We start from the raw sequence: 18,719 nt of genomic DNA, 5'->3' as shown, positions 1-18,719 counted from the left end.
TACAACGAATAAACTGCTTCCACGATGAAAACAATTCAACAATGGCTGGATGATTACGGTACCAGTCACCGTAACCATACCAACAAACTGATTCACTGGATTTGTGTGCCGGCGATCTTCTTCAGCATAGTAGGCTTTTTATATGCGGTGCCCTTGCCTATCCCGGGCATGAACGGCCTGATCACCCTGGCGCATGTGGTACTGCTGCTGGTACTTATTTACTACGTACGCCTCTCTCCGTCCCTGGCGGCGGGCATGCTGGTCATTGGCATTATCTGTCTCTGGCTGTGGCGAATGATTGCAGGCACCGGGTGGGCCATCTGGCAGGTGGCGCTGGGCATTTTTGTACTGGCCTGGATCGGGCAATTTATCGGGCATAAAATAGAAGGGGCCAAGCCTTCCTTCTTCAAAGATTTGCAGTTTTTATTGATTGGCCCCGCATGGCTGATGAGTTTCATTTATAAGAAGGCAGGCATAAAACTATAATACACAACGAACTGGAATGTTGGCAGTAAAATATATGGCCGGGGATTACATCAAATCTCCGGTTTTTTTGTTAAATTCAGAAAACTGCCTGCATATGAGTTTCAAACTTCTACCCTGCTTCACAAGCCTGTTACTATGTGCGCTTTCAACCATCGCACAGTCTCAAAAAATCAACGGTAAAGTCACAGATGCCACCACGGGGCAACCCCTGGAAGGTGTTACCGTACATGTAAAATCCGCCCCCAAAGGCACACAAACCAATGCTGCCGGCCTGTTCAGCCTGGATGCTGCTGCCAGCGATGTGCTGGAATTCAGTTCCATCGGTTACGCTCCTCAGCAGGTAAATGTAAACGGGCAAACACAGCTCGACGTAAAAATGGTTTCCCTCATTGCTGAATTAGGACCTATCGTTTCCGTAGGTACCCGCAGCGGTGGCCGGGCCAAAACAGAAACGGCCGTCCCCGTGGATGTCATCAGCGTGAACCAGGCTGGCTTACCTACCGCTAATATGGAGCTCACCTCGTTGCTGAATGCGTCCGCGCCTTCCTTTAATTACAACAAACAAAGTGGTAGCGATGGCGCCGACCAGATTGATCTCGCCACCTTAAGAGGACTGGGACCCGATCAAACACTGGTACTGGTAAATGGCAAACGCCGCCACCAGACCGCTTTTGTTGCCGTATTTGGTACCCGGGGCCGTGGTAATTCCGGTACCGACTTAAACGCTATTCCCGAAGCTTCCATTGACCGGGTGGAAATACTGCGCGATGGCGCTTCCGCCCAATATGGCTCTGATGCCATTGCGGGAGTTATCAATATTATTCTGAAGAAGGATGTCAATCACCTGAATATCACTACCGGTTATGCCGGCTACTACGACCATAAATACAATACTTATTTTAGCCGCGATTTAAAGCAGTATGAATACGCCAACCCTATTGACGGTAACGCCGTCACCGTTGGCGCCAATTACGGACTTCCATTGGGGAAGCACGGTGGGTTTATTAACTTCTCCGGTAACTTCCTGAAACAGGGTAAAACATTCCGGCAGGTTGGTGATACGGATCTGACCCATGCCAATTCACTCCCTATCAATAGCGGCAGGCGCGCTCATGGCGATGGCTCCGTTACTTCCGGCGGCGGTATGTTCAACCTGGAAGTACCCGTAAGCACCAGTTCCACCACTATCTACGCCTTTGGTGGCTACAACTACAAATCGTCTGACGCCTACGCCTATACGAGATCGTTTGCGGGTCACCCGGAACGCTTCCCTACCAATGCTGCCGGCCAGTTGATTTTCTACCCGGACATTATGGAAAGTATCCCAACACCAGGTAGTGTGCCAGACACCATCTTCAATCCACATATCCAGACGCATATCCAGGATTTATCACTGGCTGCCGGCGTAAAAGGCAGCACACATAACAACTGGAAATGGGATCTTAGCAATACCCTGGGCAGAAATGATTTTCATTTCTACGGCGATAAAACCTTCAACGCCTCCCTGGGAAGTACTACCCCCACTCATTTCAACGATGGCGGCTATTCCTTTTTACAGAATACCACCAACCTCACGTTCACGAAAGATATACCACATATCGGCGCCGGATTTAACCTGGCATTGGGTGCGGAATATCGTTATGAACGCTATAACATCTACGCCGGTGACGAAAATTCCTGGAAAAACTATGACCCTAACTTCATCAAAGCCACTGGAGCTCAGGGTTTCCCCGGATATCGCCCAACAGATGAAGTAACCGCCACCCGCTCAAACATCGCCGGATTTGTGGATGCTGAATGGGATATCACCACTAAGTTTTTACTCGGAGCAGCTATCCGTGCAGAAAACTACAACGACTTCGGCTTTACCAGCAACTATAAGCTGGCAGCTCGTTACAAAGTAGCGCCGCATTTTAATATACGCGGCTCCGTTAGTACCGGCTACCGGGCGCCTTCCCTGCAACAAATCAATTACAGCTCCCAGTTCACCAACGTCCAGGGTGGCCGTATCTCTGAAGTAAAAATTGCACCAAACACCAATCCTATTACCCAGGCTGCCGGCATCCCGGCACTGAAACAGGAAAAATCGGTGAATGCCAGCCTGGGCTTCTCCTGGAAGCCCATCTCTGACCTGACCATCACACTGGATGGTTACATGGTAAAAGTGAAAGACAGGGTTGTATTATCCGGACAGTTTAACAAGTCCGATAGCACCCTGGATCCTGTTTTCTTAAAAGCATTGACGGATTTGAGAATCGATAACGCACAGTTCTTTGCCAATGCTGTAAACACCACCAATACCGGGCTGGATCTGGTGATCGACTATCACACAAAATGGGGTTCCCAACATTTCCGCGCATTGTTCACCGGAAATATCCAGCACATGAATATTGATAACATCAATGTTCCCGATAAATTAAACGACAGCTACCTGCATCGCAATGAATTTTTTAGTGAAAGAGAACAACACTTTGTGTTAGCCTCTGCGCCACCAGCCAAGCTGGGATTGAATCTTGAATATGGCATCAAAAAATTCAGCGTGGGTACGCGACTGGATTATTACGGCAAAATTGTATTGCTGGGCTATGGTTATGAGGGTGATCTTGGAGGTACTGGTATTGACCCACAGGTAGCATTGGATGCTGATGGCAAACTGGTAAAGGAACAATTCAATTACAACGGGAAAGTAACTACAGATGTATATGCCAGTTATCGTTTCTCTTCCCATATCGCCTGGTTCCTGGGGGCGGATAATATCTTCAATGTACATCCGGACCTGGGCTATGTACCCGGCGCCAAACTATCTGCATATGACGGTGAAACCGGTGGCCCCTGGGATGCTGTACAGATGGGCTTTAATGGCATCCGGTTGTTTACAAAAGTAGCGTTGAACTTTTAACAGGCTAATATAAAAAGTAAAAGGCGGTTACAGGTGATGTAACCGCCTTTTGCTTTTTCAGGCAGACAGATATAGCCGCAATATATAAGACATTTCGTATAAAATAAGCAGGACTACCAGCGCGCCGTGAAAAGTCCTGCTGCTGATCCGGATGGCCAGCAGGCATAATACAATATGCATTACATTACGTATCGGGTATTCCATCCCGAAATGATGATAGTAGATTTCTCCTTTTAACAAAGTGTCTATTACGTCGGCCATAAAAGAAAAAGCAAGTACACCAAAGAACCACTTTCGTCTCGAATAAAAGTAATCCTGGTAGCCGTTATAATCTTTCAGGTCATCAGGATACAACAAAGCACACAACAGAAAAAAGGTAGTAATAAAGCATATTACAAAGAGGTATTCCGGGAAGGTCCATCGTTTAAGGGTGTGCAGTGGCATTTCCCACCACCAGAAATGGATCAGCAGGATGAAAATATAAAATACCCAGGAAAGATGTATCCAGTAAGGCTTTTCCCTGCCAGGATGCTGTATGAACCTGGCGGTGCCTTTCAGCAGGTGGGCAATACTAAGGCTTAGGATAAATCCTATCACCATTCTTATGTGACCAAATGTTTCCATAGCGGGGCTTTGTATGAATTTAATGTATTACCCCCAAAAAAAAGCAAAGCCCCGATTAAAATCGGAGCTTATTTACCTAAACCTACAACTGTTACACTGTTATTGCAACAATATCTTTATGTTGAAAACGGTTCCGTTAGTGCATAGCAGACGGATCCAGTTTCGGTGCTTTCTTTGCTTTTACCATTAATACAAATGGTACACAGATCAGGAAGAGCATACCCAGGTACAGGAATACATCCATGTACGACAACGTAGCGGCTTGCTTGCTAATGGTATAATCCAGTAACTGGTATCCGCTGTTCAGCGCTTTGTGCGGATCCATCCCTTTCGCGATGAAACTGTGCTGTAAACCATTTACCCGGTTAATTACATCCGGATCATTCACATCCAGTTTTGCCACCAGGTCACTGCGGTGCATCATATTGCGGCGGGCCATAAAAGTGGTGATCAATGCCACTCCAAAGGAACCTCCCAACTGGCGCATCATCCCTGTAAAGGCGGCGCCCTGGCCGATTTCCTGGCCTTTCAAACCAGACAATGATAAGGTGGTAATCGGAATGAAGAGTAATCCCATACCTACCCCACGCACAATCAGCATCCAGAAGAAAGCATCTGAGCCGGTATCTGCCGGTGTAATGATTTTATAACCCCAGAAACAGAACACAAAGAACAGGAACATCCCGCTGGCTACCATGTATTGTTGCGGGAAGCCTTTACCCAGCAACGTACCAATCACCGGCATCATGAAAGCCGTAGTCAGGGCGGCAGGAATCATGAGCATACCAGACTGCGTAGCCGTCCATCCCAATGAACCTTGCGTGTATAAAGGAATAATAAACGTAGAGCCGTATAATCCAAAACCCATGATAAAGGACAGGAGCGTACCTACCCGGAGATTCCCGTTTTTAAGTACCCGAAGTTCCACGATGGGATTTTTGTACGTCAGCTCACGCCAGATGAAAAAGAACAATGCCAGTGCGCTGGTGACGGTCAATGCCGTAATAGTGGGATCATTGAACCAATCGTCTTCCTGTCCGCGTTCCAGCACAAACTGCAGGGAGCCTACCATCACGGCCAGCAGCCCGATTCCGAGGAAGTCGATTTCACTCACGCTACGTTTTTCTCCATATTTCGGGCTACGTACAAACTGCAGGGTAAGCAGGGTAGCAATAACGCCGATGGGTATATTAATATAGAAAATATAAGGCCAGGAGTAGTTATCGGTAATGAAACCACCTAAAGGAGGTCCTAACGTTGGACCAATGATCACCCCTAAACCATAGATGGCCTGGGCAATACCGCGTTTTTCGGGCGGGTAACTTTCGGTGATAATTGTTTGTGAGGTTACCAGCAATGCACCTCCTCCCAAACCTTGTATGAAACGGAAGATAATTAACTCCCACATACTGGTGGCGTTACCACAAAGGAAGGATGAAACGGTGAATATGATGATGGAAGCCGCAAAGTAGTTACGGCGACCGAATTGTTGTGATAACCAACTGGTCATCGGTACAATGATTACGTTACCAATGGCATAAGCCGTAACCACCCAACCGATTTCACTGAGCGTGGCGCCCATGTTACCCCGCATGTCATTCAACGCCACATTTACGATAGTGGTGTCCACTATCTCCAGCAACGCGCAAAATATAGCGGTGATGGTGATAATCACCCTGCGCGAGCCGTATTCTATCAAGGATTCTTGTTGCATGCAGCACTTGTATTTTGAATGAGTACAATTTTACCCGGAGTTAATAATTAATGACGGACATGATCCTTTCTGTTAGGTTTCCTTTGATCTATCGATTACGCCTGTCTGTTAATTATTAGCATGGTTTCCATTAATTATTAACTCCGGATAAGTTGTTATTCATGTATATGATTAGTTGAGATGCACATCTACCAACACGTTCATACCCGGGCGCAGCTGTTTTACCACTTCGTCGTTCGGATTATCGAACTCGATTTTAACAGGTAAACGTTGTACCACTTTCACGAAGTTACCAGACGCATTATCCGGAGGTAACAGGGCGAATTTAGAACCGGTGGCAGGTGAAAAGGAAGTAATTTTTCCCTCAATGGCTTTTCCGGGATACGCGTCAACATGAACGGTTACTTTCTGACCCAGTTTCATTTTGTCGAGCTGTGTTTCTTTAAAGTTTGCCACTACCCATGGAGTAGTATTCAATACTACGGTGAATAACGACTGACCTGCCGGCACAAACTGTCCTGGCTGTACGTAGATTTTTGACAGCACACCATCTTCCGGTGCAGTGATCACTGCATATGACTGGTTCAGTTTTGCATCTTCTACATCTGTCTGACGTTGCTTGATACCTGCGTTGGCGATGTTGATTTGCTTGGAAGTAGCACCACTCTGAGACGTTACCACGTTGGTTTGACGGGCAGCTGCTGCTTTTTGTCTGGCCAGTACATCCAGCTGACGTTCAGCGGTTTGTTTGGCGGCAGAAGCCTGTTCAAATTCCTGTTGGGTAATAGAGTGATCTTTGATCAGGTTCGCATAACGTTGATAATCCTGGGTAGCTCTCCAGAGGTTTACTTTCGCTGCCTCAATTTGTGCATCGATGGTAGCGATTTGTGCCTGTGCAGTGCCAATATTGGTTTGTGCAGCAGCGGTAGTGGCCTCGGCAGCGCCCAGGTTAGCCTGTGCAGCATAGAGGGCATTTTCTGCCTGTTGTACTTTAATGGCCAGGTCGCGGTCGTCCAGCACTACCAGGGTATCGCCTTTCTTCACAAACTGGTTATCTTTCACTCTCACTTCTTTTACGTAGCCGGATACACGTGGTATTACCGGGCTCACGTTAGCATCGATCTGCGCATTATCAGTTTCTTCATGGTGTTGACCATGGATATATTTGGAGATACCAAATGCACCGCCACCCAGTACCAGCGCTGCCAGCACTATGACGAACCCTTTGCTTTTCTTTTTAGGCGCGGTTGTTTCCTGCATGTTTATATTGTTAGTAGGTTTTGTTTGAGTTTGCGTTTCCACGGCTTTGATATTTATTGGTTTGTGCGTATTATTTGTTCTTTGATTCCAGTATACCGGCTGCCTGCAACAGTTTATTGTAAGCTACGAGGGCATCTGCTTTTGCATAAGCGTAGTTCAGGTGCGACTGCAGCTTAGCTACATCTGCGTCGAGCAGGTCTGTGGTGGTAGCCAGGTTGTTGTCGTGCTTGTTCTTCGTGATCCGGTAATTTTCTTCTGCCTGTTCTATTGCCTTAATATATGTGTCCATCTTCTTATGGCTCAGGAGATAGTTTTCGTAAGATTGATACACGTCCAGGTGTATACGTTCTGCGATCATCTCTTCGTTGGCCTGTACTTCTGCCATTTGGGCTTTGGCACCGGCTACTTTTGATCCTGTTTTCCAGAGAGAAGCTAAGTTATACTTGACACCTACGCCTGCAGTAACTGCATTGGTAATGGTGATAATATTAGGAATGTAAGCGGCAATGTATCCACCGGTGAGTGCCAGCGAAGGATAGTAGTCGGCTTTCGCTCCTTTGATACCTGCAGCAGCAGCTTTTTCACGGTAGCTGAGGGCAGCGGCATCTTTACGGTTCTGATACGCCAGTTGTTCAAACTCTGCCACACCACGTCCGTCTACACTGTTATCTACTTTAAAAGTGGTGGTATCTACCTGGATATCGGTGTTTTCGGGCAGGCCGAGCATGATATCCATATTCAGGTTAGCGATTTTCAGGTTGTTTTCTGCGTCCATTAAAGCTACCTGGTAGTTCGATTGTTGCAGTTCTGCTTTCAGAAGGTCGTTACGTGCCAGCAGCCCATTCTTTTCTTTATTGGAAAACTCTTTCACTCTCTCGTCTGACTGGCGGATGTTTTCCTGTACCAGTGTTACTGCTTCCTTCGCCTTAAAAAGGTTACTGTAGGCTGCAATGGTGTTCGCGATCACATCTTCCCGGTTCTTATCTACGTCCAGTTTGGCAGCTGTTTCCAGGTAACGTGCCGATTCTTTACCGGCTTGTATCTTACCACCTGCAAAAATCGGGAGAGATACATTGGCTGATCCGTAAGCAGCCTCGTTTACTTTTGGGCTTTCTGAAGAACCACCGCTACCGCTGCCCAGTTTCATTTTCATATCTATGTTCGGTTGCGTGAGACGCATATATGAACCTGAAATACTGGCATCTGGTAACTGGCGTTCGTTTGCTTCTTTCAGTGAGGCAGTAGCCTGTGCTACTTTTGCATTACTCACTTTTAATTGTTTGCTGTTTTGTATACTCAGCGATATGGCTTCATTTAACGAAAGCGGTTTTACGCTCTGTTGTGCGGTTGCTGTCTGAAAGAAAAAAGTCAGCAGGAGTCCCGATGTAAGCGCATATAATCGTGTGTATATGCTTCTAGAATTCATGTGTTAGGATTGCTTTGAACAATTTTTTTAAATGTATACTTACTCTGTTCTTGATATACACGCTGAACTCTTCGTCTGTAGTAACGTCGGCCGGCGCGTTTTTTTTAAGTATATGTTGGGCAGGTATTACCTGGTGAATAGTCCCGAATAAAGTAGTCATCAACATCTCCACGTCTACATCTTTATCAAAGATGCCCGCTTCCTGGGCGTTGGTAACAATCGGCTGCATCAATCCCAGCATCTCTCCTTTCAGTTGCCAGATCAAATCCCTTACAGGGCTTTGCTGACTGTTCAGTTGCTCCCGGCTCATAATACACTGGAAGTATTGCTCGCCCAGCATTTTGTTGATAAACCGGTCAATTAAACTATTTATTTTGTCCAGCGGCTCCAGGGTGTCATTCTCCAACAATTCGTTGATGAACTTACGCGATGCCTCCAGTCTATAAGTAAAGATCGTTTCCAGCAACTTGTCCTTTGATCCGAAATAATAGGAGATCATGGCAATGTTTACATCCGCTTCCTGTGCTATATCTCTTACCGAAGTGCCATGAAAGCCCTGATCGGCAAATAGCCGCTCTGCAACTTTTAAAATCGAGAGCTGTTTTTCACTATACTCTTCCATGTTCCTTTTTTGATTTGACATCACAAAACTAAACAAACGTTTAATTTAAACAAGCGTTTATTTAATCGACTGTTTAAATTTTCTTTTTACTAACTTATATAAATATGATTACCAACATTATCTGTCAAAATTTTAAGCAATTTTTAATATTTCTTAATAATTGGTTCACACAGAACGTTAAAATTTGACCTTTTTCCGACCGTTTTTATAATAGAATTTTATAATTTAATAAGACCATAAACACCACCTTTCATGCGGTTTCCCAGCTCTTTTCCCGGCATCCTCCTGATGGCCGGCCTCCTCACCGGCACGCTCGATATCCTCTCCGCGTCGGTATATTTTACCATCGTAAGCCACGGACAACCACTCACCCGGCTGTTTGCGTATATCAGCAGCGGTGTATTCGGCAAAGCGGCTTTCAACGGCGATCCGGCCATGACCGCCTGGGGCTTGCTGTTTCACTATTTCATCGCCTTCTCCTGGTCGTTTCTCTTCCTGATGGTCTACCCAAAAATCACCGCGTTACGCCAATACCCTATTGCCGCCGGGCTTGTATATGGCGCCATCATCTGGGCTTTCATGCAGTTCATCGTATTACCACTCAGCCACGTGCCACACGGACCATTACGCCTCCCCGGCGCACTGATCAACATGGCCATTCTCATGGTAATGATTGGTATCCCCCTTTCCCTGATCAGCCGCCGGTATTACGCTACCCCGCGCTAAATGCCCGTAGACAACGGTATCACCATGCATATCCCATCTCCGGAAAACATCCTGGGAATAAAAAATGCTAAATCGATTTTCTAAATCAGAAAAAAATGTATCTTAGGGGAGCAACAGCCAACAAACAGCGTCGCGCATTGCCAGCATCATCCGGAGAGTATCGAGCACCATGTATCAACGCAGCAACCAAAATTAACCGAGCAGGGAATGAAGCACTCTATCAAGCTCTATGTCCTGACAGCCGTCATTTGTATAGTAGCCCTGGCTATTGTACAATTTCTGCTGCTATATAATACTTACCAGTTACTCGACAGCCGCTTCAACTACCAGGAAAAAGGCCGCATCGGCGAAGCATATAACCTGGCCATCGCGGATGATAAATTATTTCCCGGCGGACAACCACTGCTCGACAGCCTCATCATTCCACAATATCCCTATCTCGAAAACATCTATAAAACCAATCCACGCCGCTTCGATACCGTTGCCCAGCAACTGGTAAACCACATTATACAGGTGTTGCAGCAACATGAAAACGCCGACAGTACACTGAAAGCCATCAAAGCTGCCAACGGGGTTAAAGACTCCCTCCTGTACGCAGTATGCATTCACCGCCTGGATATCAAATTCAAAGAAAACCAATACATCAACCTCTATAACCGCTTTAAAAAATATCCCCTGATCCCCGCCGATCAGCAACATGAAAAGGGATTATATATTTGCGGAAACCTTCACCAACTCACACAAAACAACGCCGCGTCTTCGCTGGTAGCCAATTCTCCCCTGCCCTATTCCTATTCGCTGTCGTTTTCCTTTTACGCAGATCCATACAATCGCCGCACACTGGTACTGCGGCAGATGAGATATACCATTCTGCCCGGCATACTCACACTGCTCGCCGTTATTACGCTATTCGGTATTACGTTGCGCAAATGGATACACCAAAAACATTTGTCGGATATGAAATCCGACTTTATCAATAACATCTCACACGAATTCAATACGCCCATCACCGCCATCATGGTGGCCAATAAAAATATACAGAACGAAAAAACACTGGACAATAAACAAAGCCTGGTGGCTTTATCCGCGATCATTCACCGGCAGGCAGAGCGACTGAAACTACTCGTGGAAAAAGTGATCAACGTAGCCGCCACCGATCAACTGCAACTCAAACTAAGTCGCTACGACCTGCAGGAACTCATCACCGAAATACTGGCCATCTACCGCATGAATACCAGCAACAAAGGCATTCATTTCGTGTTTGATCCACAACCATTACCAGCTTTCATCGAAACAGATACGTTTCATTTTACCACGTTACTGCAAAATATCCTGGACAACGCGGTGAAGTACAATGATCATCTGCAAAAAGAAGTGATACTCCAGGTGGTACCACAAAAAGAAGCTTTACATCTCGTGATAAAAGATAATGGTATCGGCATGGATGCCTATACCCAACGCCATATTTTTGAAAAATTCTACCGCCACCAACCCCGGCTTTCCAAGCCTACCAAAGGTTTGGGACTTGGCCTCTACTATGTAAAGCAGTGCGTGGATACGCATGGCTGGACCATTCACGTGGACAGTGTGCCGGGCGTTGGCAGCACCTTTACCATTTGCATACCCACAAAAACAAACACCCATGAAACATCGCATTCTGCTGCTGGAAGATGAAACCGATCTGGGTAATGTAGTAAAGCAATACCTGGAACTAATGGACTTTGAAGTGGACTGGCACCAAAATGGCCAGGCTGCCCTCGAAGCTTTTATTGCTACACCACAGGCGTGGCATATCCTGCTTATCGATATTAACCTTCCTGAAATGGATGGATTTGATTTCGCACAGCGCATGACCAAATTGCAACCCCAGGTGCCCTTTCTTTTTCTCACCGCCCGCGGAGAAAAAAAAGACCGCCTGCATGGATTAAAGATTGGCGCAGACGACTATATCGTGAAACCTTTTGATGTAGATGAACTGGTATTGCGTATAAAAAATATCCTGAAGAGAAACCAGGGAATTGGCCACCAGGCGCCTAATACCATCGACTTAGGCGGCATGCGCTTTAATAAAGATTCCCTGAAACTCACTGATATCAATGGCAAAGAAACTATTCTCACGCCGTTGGAAAGTGATTTGCTGCTGCACTTTTATCACAACAGCAATAAAGTCATCCGCCGTGAAGATATCCTTCATCATGTATGGGGTACCAGTGATTATTTTGTAGGAAGAAGTCTGGATGTATTTGTATCCCGCTTCCGCAAATACTTCCAGGGGAATGAGCATATCAGTATCCGGAATGTGTACGGTATTGGGTTTATGTTTAATCTTTCGTAATAAAAAAAGGGCGGGCGCTACATCGCTCAAGGGCCCGCCCCTGCACATCCTTAACCATTACAGGATGCTGTGCCTGTTTATCAACCGTATCTTGATGATTTTAAAAGGTAAACGGGGAAAACCTAATACAGGAGGAGTTAGCTGCTGCAATAGTGTTTTTCATAGTAATACATAGTTAACAGGCTTTTTTTAAAAAAGTTCATCCGGCCACCTGGAAAAAATAATAACGGCTTATTTGTAAATTGCGGATACAATCAATGCTCCGCCATGCAAGCCATTGAGCTCATAGACCAGCAATATTTTTCCAGGCAGTACCGCTTCATGGCGCCCGCGCAGGATCTTTCAGCGCACGTGGTGTATTACTGGCTGCTGGATCTTCGTCAGCCTCAACTGCAACAACAGGAGTTCCGCGAATTACTGCTGGCTAATCTCTGCTCTTCGCTGGTGCTTAACCTGGGCGCTCCGTTTGAAATATATGATGCGCAAAACAAGTTCCTGCATACCAGCACGCACAGTGAATTACTTGGTTACAGGCCCACTGCTGTAGCGTATCGCCATCTCTTTAATAACTACCTGGTAGGCATCAAATTTAAACCGGCCTCATTGAACTACCTGTTTCATATCAAAGGAGCCGAGATCAATGGAAAAACACTTCCCGCCGGCGATGCTGTACCCAATATCTCCAGGCTGGAAGCTGCTGTTTATGAGGCGGTCAATCCTGATCAGATCAAAACATTGCTGGATGAGTTCCTGCGGGCACAGTCGCCCTTGCCGGCCGACAGCAGGCATTTTCATTATGTACAGCAATCACTCAACAGCCCGGCCCTGTTGCAATCCGGCTACCAGCTCAAGAAACTGGCTGCCCTGTTATACCTTTCCCCCCGCACGCTGGAAAGATATTTTACGGCTTCGCTGGGCGTGCAACCCAAGCATTGCCTGTCTATTTTACGCTTCCGGGAAGCGGTGATGCAATATGTACAACACGGCTACAAAGCAGATTGGGAAGCATTGGGATATCACGACTTCTCGCACTTCCGGAAAGACTGGCGGAGGAGAGCAGAAAGCAGAAAGCAGAAAGCTATTTTAGCGAATGAACAAAGCATATAGAAGTAACCGCATTAGTCATTCGCTAAAATAGCTTTTTGCTTTCTGCTTTCTGCTCTCCTAAATTCTGTCGCGTTTTTACACCAACTTCCTTCTCCACTCCTCTTAAGTTTGTTGTGCAACAAAAGCACATCGTCTATGTTTTCCACCCAGCGCCAAAGACTGGTTAGCCAGCTTCCGCCAGATGCCGTAGCCATCCTGACGGCCAACGATATTATGCCTACCAATGAAGATGGCACCATGCGGTACGTTCCAAATTCAAATCTCTACTATCTCACTGGCATCAAAGAAGATGATGCCATGCTGGTACTTTGTCCGCAGCACCCGGAGCCTTCCCTGCGGGAAATATTGTTTATCCGGCGCACGGATCAGTTATATGTGAAATGGCTGGGACACCGCCTCGACAAAGCCGCTGCTACCAAAATATCCGGTATCGATACTGTATTCTTCACGGATGAATACGACGTGATCATGAAAAAAGTGATCCCGCTTTGTCGCCGTATTTTCCTTTATTCCAACGAACATGCCCGTTCTGAAAATGAAACGCAAACACGCGAAGACCGGCTCCTGCTGGACTGCAGGCGTAAATTTCCCCTGCATGAATACGACCGCTTATATCCCTTGCTGGGCAGGCAGCGCATGTCCAAAACGCCGGAAGAAATTGCCCTGATGCGCCAGGCTTGTAAAGTAAGCGGCGCTGGCTTCCGTCGCTTATTAAAATTTATAAAGCCTGGGAAAACCGGCTACCAGGTAGCCGCCGAAATGATCCATGAATATATGCAACACCATACTACCTGGGCCGGTTATGAACCCATTGTAGCTTTTGGGGCAGATACCTGTATTCTTCATTACCGGGCCAATGAAACTGCGGGAAAAGACGGTGACCTGGTACTCATAGATGCCGCTGCCAGCCAGGATCTTTACAATGCAGACCTAACCCGCACCATTCCCGTGAATGGTCGTTATACTGCGCGCCAACGCGCGTACTACGATGCTGTATTACATGTACATCACCAGGTGCGGCAACAGGTACGCGCCGGCATCGCCATGAAAGAGGTATGGCAGGCATCAAATGAACTGATACTGGAAGCACTCTGCCAGCTGGGCTTATGTACGCCCAATGATATCCGTCGCAACGGTGAGGCCTTCTACCTGCAGAAATACAGCTATCACAACGTATCCCATTTCATTGGCCTCGATGTTCATGACCCCGCCTGGTTCCATGAACCGCTGCCGGTGGGCGCCGTCATCACCAACGAACCTGGTATTTACAATGCAGAAGAAGGGATTGGTATCAGGATAGAAAACAACCTGCTGGTTACCATCAACGGCTGTGAAGATCTGATGGAAGATATTCCGAAGGAAGCGGAGGAAATAGAGGAGTTGATGAACTAGCAGAAAGCAGAAAGCTTAAAGCAAAAAGCTATTGAAGCGAATGATAAACGCGAGTATCGTAATTACTCATTTGCGTTTATCATTCGCTTCAATAGCTTTTTGCTTTAAGCTTTCTGCTTTCTGCTTACTTCAATGAATTAATCCACGTTGCAATCTTCACCGCATCAGCTTGTGGTACCTGCGGGAAAGGCGGCATTGGCGTTGCATAGCCAGGCCAGTTTTCCGGCTTAGGATTTTTGATCAGCGATAATATTTTTGCTACGGAATAATTTCTTTTAGCTACATCTTTGAAGCCAGGACCTACCTGCTTTTTATCAGGATTGTGGCAGGAAGAACAGGTGTATTTGTTCAGTAAAGGTTTTACCTGTTCGTAGGTCAGCGGCTTAGCAGCGGCTGGTACCGGTGCCGTAGATGCAGCTTTGGCATCTGCTACTTTGGTAGCAGTGGTAGCAGGTTTTGCAGCAGAGTTTTTAGTGCTCAGTGCAGCAACCGGGAGCTTGTCGCCGTCGGGAATGTTGTTCAGCGTATAGTATACGTCCGGGTGAACCAGTGAATAAGCATGCTCCGTAGTGCGGATGCCATTCAGGCTCAGTTTGTGGATGTAGTACTGGCGCAGGCCATCAATTACGAGGCGAACTTTCATCCCATCAGGAGATACCTGTACACCTTTGATGTTGAGTTTCTCGGTGTTTACTGTAGGACTGCCATATACCGGATGATATTTATAGATGAAGCTTTCTACATTGTAAGAAGCAATATCTTCTGCATATTTTTTATCTACCGGCTGTGTGAAAGTAATTTCAAAGCCGTCGGGCATTGCACTTACAGTTCTCATTTCGAAAGGCACACGGTTGTTCCAAACGAGGCGTTGCAGGCCCTGGTTGGCATCACCGGCAGAACCCCATCCGCGGTTGGTTTCACCTACAAAGAGGGAACCATCCTTTCCCCATGCCAGGCGCAGTACGCCCGACTGGAAGCCACTTCTGAAATCCCAGGCAGCGCCCTGGTATTCGCCTTTCACTTTCTCCAGGAATACGCGCATAATTTTACTTTGTCCCTGGTCGCCGATCAGTATTTGTTTGGTGAACGGACCAAAGGCTCCTTCCGGAATAGTAGTGATCTGTGAGTTGGAAATACCTAATACGCCGTGGGGCAACCATACTGCAGGAAGCTGTACTTCAGGGAAGTATTTCTTCATGTCGAACAGCGTCACAAACTTTTCGTTTTCCACGTTTTCCGGTTTGATGGCATTGCCATTGGCATCTCTGCGGAAGCGGGGATCTACTTTGCTATACAGTTCTTCGGTAGTAAGTTTTACCGGGGAATTGGGCAGCCCTGTCCAGCGTAAGCCTGCAGGGTGACCTACGAAGCTACCTTTCTTCACGTGGGTGAGTCCGCCGGATCCCATCCAGTCGCCCTGGTTTTCAGTATAAAACAATTCTCCATCGATCATACCGAGGCCGCAGGGAGAGCGGAAACCGGTAGCCCATGGTTCCATTTTACCATCTTCTGTGATGTGCATCATCCAGCCTCTCCAGGGAACACGGCTTTCACCACGCCACCATTCTTCATCACCGAAAGCAACGTTACCGGATACGAAGAAAGAACCATCGGTGCCCAATACGGGGCCAAAGCTATATTCATGATAGTGACCGGATAACGGCCATGAATATACGGTTTCGAACAGGTCCATTTTACCGTCCATGTTGGTATCGGTCATTTTGGTGAGTTCACCGCGCTGAGCGCAATAAAGAGAACCGTTTTTATACGCCAGTCCCAGTACTTCATGCAGCCCTGAAGCAACTTTTCTGAAGTAAGGTTTGCTGCTGGCAGGATTCTCTACAATAAAGATATCACCGCGGCGGGTAGCTACGCCCAGGTCGCCGTTCGGGAGGGTGCATAAGCCACCTACTTCCAGCAGGGTTCCTTCGGGTGAACTGATGCGCGCAATGCGGAAAAAGTCCTCTTCCTTGGGAGATTCCTGTGCCTTTACGGCGGTGATGGTGGTGGTCATCAGGAACATACCGGCGGCTATTCCTGCTGTAATTCTTTTATAATTCAGTTTCATAATAGTCATGAGTATTGCTGCTTAGAAGATAACCGCATAGCCTGTTTTCGCCTGTACCGGCACAATCAGTTCTGCGCGTCCGTTCTGGTTGCGGATGATAGGAGTTGCTTTGGCATCGTCCATCTTCACATAATAAGATTTATCACCGATCACATACAGGCCGGGAGACAACTGCTCTATGCTATCTCCAACGGCTATACGGAGATAGAGATCTGCGGCAGGTTGTTGCACTGTAACAGTACGATGAATACCCTGGTTTTCCGGCAGCACGCTGATATCATCAGTAACGGCAGTACCGTATACGTTATAGTGGAAAGTGGGCTTTCCGCTTTCATCCAGTGCATAACCGGTTGGACGGAAGCTGGTGCCGGCCGTATCTGTACTCCAGGCAGCATCTTTGTTGGCCAGCTTTGCAATAGCCAGTGCCGGCTGATTAGTCAGCACCTGTACGGTACCCATTGGGCGGGAAGAACCATCGCCACGATCGTGCCACATGGGAGTGGTATTCAGGAATTCGCCGCGCCATACCTGCATTGGTAAACCGTTGTCCATGTCATAGGTGTAATGCACCTTGGCAGGGCTACCTACAGAAATGGCGTGTACCACCCGTTTGCCGCCACGAACATCCATAAAGCTGCGCAATACGGTGTTTTCGTTTGCAGTCACCAGGATTGGGTCGGTAGGATCATCTGCCGGCACATTCAGGTCGCTGATCACAAATTCACGGATATTGGCTTCTTTCACGGATAAGGTGAGCGAAGCTTTAGCCCAATCAGTGTTTTTGGCATACAGCACTTCTACCGGGTAATCGCCGGCGGCCAGTTCTATGTTGCCGTTACCATCCCAGCCACGTGGATTGATCACCGCCTGGTTGTTTATTTTCAGCATACCCGGACCACCGGAAGTATGCAGGTTGAAATGGTAGTTACCAGCTGCTTTTACAGAGAGTGTAGCAGTATAACGCACCAGGAACTCATTGTCCGGCAGACCGGTGATGTTAGGCGTTAATTGCGTGGCGGTGCCGGTGGCAACAGGTTTCAGCGTAGCAAAGTCGGGTTGCTTATCGAACTGGCCTTTATATACGCTGTATTTCACGTCGTGCAACGTTGGCTTCGGTGCACTGTAGTTATTGATAACGATGTTTCTGAAGGCCACGGTGCCGTGATCACCTTGTATGCGGAGCGGTCCGGAAGCAACTTCATTATTCTCTATGGCGCCGCGGGTGGGGCCCGACAGTACTACATTTTCCTGGATGGTGACACCATTCAGTTCCAGCTTTAAGATAACGGCATCGGCAATTTTGTTGCCGGCAGCATCAAAGCGGGGTGCCTGGAAAGCGATTTTCATGTGTTGCCATAAGCCGGGAGCGCGACTTACATTCTGGCGGGGCGCATGGCCATCATAGCCTTGCTGGCCGGATGGTTTGCTGTCGTCCCAACGTTGATAGATACCACCGTTGTCGGAGGCGCTTGGGCTGGTGGTGCCCCAGCTATCGAGCAACTGGATTTCATATCTTCCCTGCAGGTATATACCGGAATTGGAACCTTTGGCCATGAGGTAGTCGAGTTCCAGGTCCAGGTCACCATGCTGTAATGAGCTGAAAAGGTCTTTGCCGTGGGTATTTTTCTCTGGTAAATTTACCAGGATACCGATGCCTGCAGTGGTTTGCAGTACATTGTTCTGTTGCAGGTCTGCTTTAACGCCACCGGCTATACGCCAATTAGCGCCGGGTTGTGCGAATGCAGATAAATCTGTTAATGGCAGTTTGTTTTGGGCCATCATCTGCTGACAACTGCCAATACTTAAAATCAATACCAAAGTTCTCCGGTCGTACACACTTAACTGTTTCAACTTTGGACGGAACTTGTTCCATCTAAGCATAGATCTGGATTTTTTTAAAAAGTTTACATTGATTGCTAAATGCATTTAGCTTAACGGCCATCTGCATCTGTTTCTTTATATCTGTTATCCCAAATGTTAATGAAATTTAAATTATCAACTACGCTAAAACGTGGAACTATGCTAATTTTCAAACGAGCCGACAAAATAGAAATTAATTA

The 18,719-nt window shown here is 47.1% G+C and carries 14 protein-coding genes; 7 read left to right on the top strand and 7 right to left on the bottom strand.

Translation table 11 applies throughout. From position 1 onward, the window contains the following. Nucleotides 1-24: 24 nt before the first annotated feature. Together J7623_RS09400 and J7623_RS09395 are read left to right on the top strand one after the other, a co-directional pair. A complete protein-coding gene (locus tag J7623_RS09400) occupies nt 25-486 on the top strand; it encodes an Mpo1-like protein (protein WP_291919568.1) in 462 nt (153 codons plus the stop codon). Between the two features lie 94 nt (nt 487-580). Further along, on the top strand, nt 581-3,385 hold the full coding sequence (locus J7623_RS09395) for a TonB-dependent receptor (protein ID WP_291919567.1): 2,805 nt from the start codon (nt 581-583) through the stop codon (nt 3,383-3,385). Nucleotides 3,386-3,442: 57 nt separating this feature from the next. Here J7623_RS09395 and J7623_RS09390 read toward each other — a convergent pair whose 3' ends face one another. The 5 genes from J7623_RS09390 to J7623_RS09370 all read right to left on the bottom strand — a co-directional run bounded on the left by J7623_RS09390 (nt 3,443) and on the right by J7623_RS09370 (nt 9,031). Beyond that, nucleotides 3,443-4,009 (bottom strand): hypothetical protein, encoded by a 567-nt coding sequence (locus tag J7623_RS09390; protein ID WP_291919566.1) that lies wholly within the window; start codon nt 4,007-4,009, stop codon nt 3,443-3,445. Between the two features lie 136 nt (nt 4,010-4,145). Continuing rightward, nucleotides 4,146-5,723, bottom strand: coding sequence for a DHA2 family efflux MFS transporter permease subunit (locus J7623_RS09385; protein WP_291919565.1), 1,578 nt, complete (start codon nt 5,721-5,723; stop codon nt 4,146-4,148). 171 nt (nt 5,724-5,894) lie between these two features. Next, nucleotides 5,895-6,983, bottom strand: coding sequence for an HlyD family secretion protein (locus J7623_RS09380; RefSeq protein WP_291919564.1), 1,089 nt, complete (start codon nt 6,981-6,983; stop codon nt 5,895-5,897). Nucleotides 6,984-7,053: 70 nt separating this feature from the next. Next, nucleotides 7,054-8,409, bottom strand: coding sequence for a TolC family protein (locus J7623_RS09375; protein ID WP_291919563.1), 1,356 nt, complete (start codon nt 8,407-8,409; stop codon nt 7,054-7,056). Continuing rightward, the gene (locus tag J7623_RS09370; RefSeq protein ID WP_291919562.1) at nt 8,399-9,031 is read right to left on the bottom strand and encodes a TetR/AcrR family transcriptional regulator; all 633 of its coding nucleotides are present in this window, start codon (nt 9,029-9,031) and stop codon (nt 8,399-8,401) included. Before J7623_RS09370 ends, J7623_RS09375 begins: the two co-directional genes overlap by 11 nt. Before the next feature lie 252 nt (nt 9,032-9,283). Here J7623_RS09370 and J7623_RS09365 point away from each other — a divergent pair, with 252 nt between their 5' ends. The 5 genes from J7623_RS09365 to J7623_RS09345 all read left to right on the top strand — a co-directional run bounded on the left by J7623_RS09365 (nt 9,284) and on the right by J7623_RS09345 (nt 14,591). Beyond that, the gene (locus J7623_RS09365; protein WP_291919561.1) at nt 9,284-9,757 is read left to right on the top strand and encodes a hypothetical protein; all 474 of its coding nucleotides are present in this window, start codon (nt 9,284-9,286) and stop codon (nt 9,755-9,757) included. A 207-nt stretch (nt 9,758-9,964) separates the two neighbouring features. Beyond that, nucleotides 9,965-11,431 carry a HAMP domain-containing sensor histidine kinase gene (locus tag J7623_RS09360; RefSeq protein ID WP_291919560.1) on the top strand — a complete coding sequence of 489 codons (1,467 nt, stop codon included), beginning with the start codon at nt 9,965-9,967 and terminating at the stop codon, nt 11,429-11,431. After that, nucleotides 11,400-12,092 (top strand): response regulator transcription factor, encoded by a 693-nt coding sequence (locus tag J7623_RS09355; RefSeq protein ID WP_291919559.1) that lies wholly within the window; start codon nt 11,400-11,402, stop codon nt 12,090-12,092. The genes J7623_RS09360 and J7623_RS09355 overlap by 32 nt, the downstream gene beginning before the upstream one ends. Before the next feature lie 267 nt (nt 12,093-12,359). Then, nucleotides 12,360-13,199 (top strand): DUF6597 domain-containing transcriptional factor, encoded by an 840-nt coding sequence (locus J7623_RS09350; RefSeq protein ID WP_291919558.1) that lies wholly within the window; start codon nt 12,360-12,362, stop codon nt 13,197-13,199. A 135-nt stretch (nt 13,200-13,334) separates the two neighbouring features. Continuing rightward, a complete protein-coding gene (locus tag J7623_RS09345) occupies nt 13,335-14,591 on the top strand; it encodes an aminopeptidase P N-terminal domain-containing protein (protein ID WP_291919557.1) in 1,257 nt (418 codons plus the stop codon). Nucleotides 14,592-14,715: 124 nt separating this feature from the next. Here J7623_RS09345 and J7623_RS09340 read toward each other — a convergent pair whose 3' ends face one another. Both J7623_RS09340 and J7623_RS09335 read right to left on the bottom strand, forming a co-directional pair. Continuing rightward, nucleotides 14,716-16,659 (bottom strand): hypothetical protein, encoded by a 1,944-nt coding sequence (locus J7623_RS09340; protein WP_291919556.1) that lies wholly within the window; start codon nt 16,657-16,659, stop codon nt 14,716-14,718. A 21-nt stretch (nt 16,660-16,680) separates the two neighbouring features. Then, nucleotides 16,681-18,540, bottom strand: a complete 1,860-nt coding sequence (locus tag J7623_RS09335) for a family 16 glycoside hydrolase (protein WP_291919555.1) — start codon at nt 18,538-18,540, stop codon at nt 16,681-16,683. Nucleotides 18,541-18,719 lie beyond the last annotated feature (179 nt).

This window comes from Chitinophaga sp., assembly GCF_017745275.1.
In the GTDB taxonomy this organism is placed as follows: Bacteria; Bacteroidota; Bacteroidia; order Chitinophagales; family Chitinophagaceae; genus Chitinophaga.
This window is presented reverse-complemented; position numbering and strand designations above follow the sequence as displayed.

Bases quoted from the DNA above. Each gene is read 5' to 3' on its own strand.
- J7623_RS09350 (WP_291919558.1), top strand. From the start codon at position 12,360: ATGCAAGCCATTGAGCTCATAGACCAGCAATATTTTTCCAGGCAGTAC.
- J7623_RS09360 (WP_291919560.1), top strand. From the start codon at position 9,965: ATGAAGCACTCTATCAAGCTCTATGTCCTGACAGCCGTCATTTGTATA.
- J7623_RS09375 (WP_291919563.1), bottom strand. From the start codon at position 8,409: ATGAATTCTAGAAGCATATACACACGATTATATGCGCTTACATCGGGA.
- J7623_RS09395 (WP_291919567.1), top strand. From the start codon at position 581: ATGAGTTTCAAACTTCTACCCTGCTTCACAAGCCTGTTACTATGTGCG.
- J7623_RS09385 (WP_291919565.1), bottom strand. From the start codon at position 5,723: ATGCAACAAGAATCCTTGATAGAATACGGCTCGCGCAGGGTGATTATC.
- J7623_RS09390 (WP_291919566.1), bottom strand. From the start codon at position 4,009: ATGGAAACATTTGGTCACATAAGAATGGTGATAGGATTTATCCTAAGC.
- J7623_RS09380 (WP_291919564.1), bottom strand. From the start codon at position 6,983: ATGCAGGAAACAACCGCGCCTAAAAAGAAAAGCAAAGGGTTCGTCATA.
- J7623_RS09365 (WP_291919561.1), top strand. From the start codon at position 9,284: ATGCGGTTTCCCAGCTCTTTTCCCGGCATCCTCCTGATGGCCGGCCTC.
- J7623_RS09355 (WP_291919559.1), top strand. From the start codon at position 11,400: ATGAAACATCGCATTCTGCTGCTGGAAGATGAAACCGATCTGGGTAAT.
- J7623_RS09345 (WP_291919557.1), top strand. From the start codon at position 13,335: ATGTTTTCCACCCAGCGCCAAAGACTGGTTAGCCAGCTTCCGCCAGAT.
- J7623_RS09400 (WP_291919568.1), top strand. From the start codon at position 25: ATGAAAACAATTCAACAATGGCTGGATGATTACGGTACCAGTCACCGT.
- J7623_RS09335 (WP_291919555.1), bottom strand. From the start codon at position 18,540: ATGCTTAGATGGAACAAGTTCCGTCCAAAGTTGAAACAGTTAAGTGTG.
- J7623_RS09340 (WP_291919556.1), bottom strand. From the start codon at position 16,659: ATGAAACTGAATTATAAAAGAATTACAGCAGGAATAGCCGCCGGTATG.
- J7623_RS09370 (WP_291919562.1), bottom strand. From the start codon at position 9,031: ATGGAAGAGTATAGTGAAAAACAGCTCTCGATTTTAAAAGTTGCAGAG.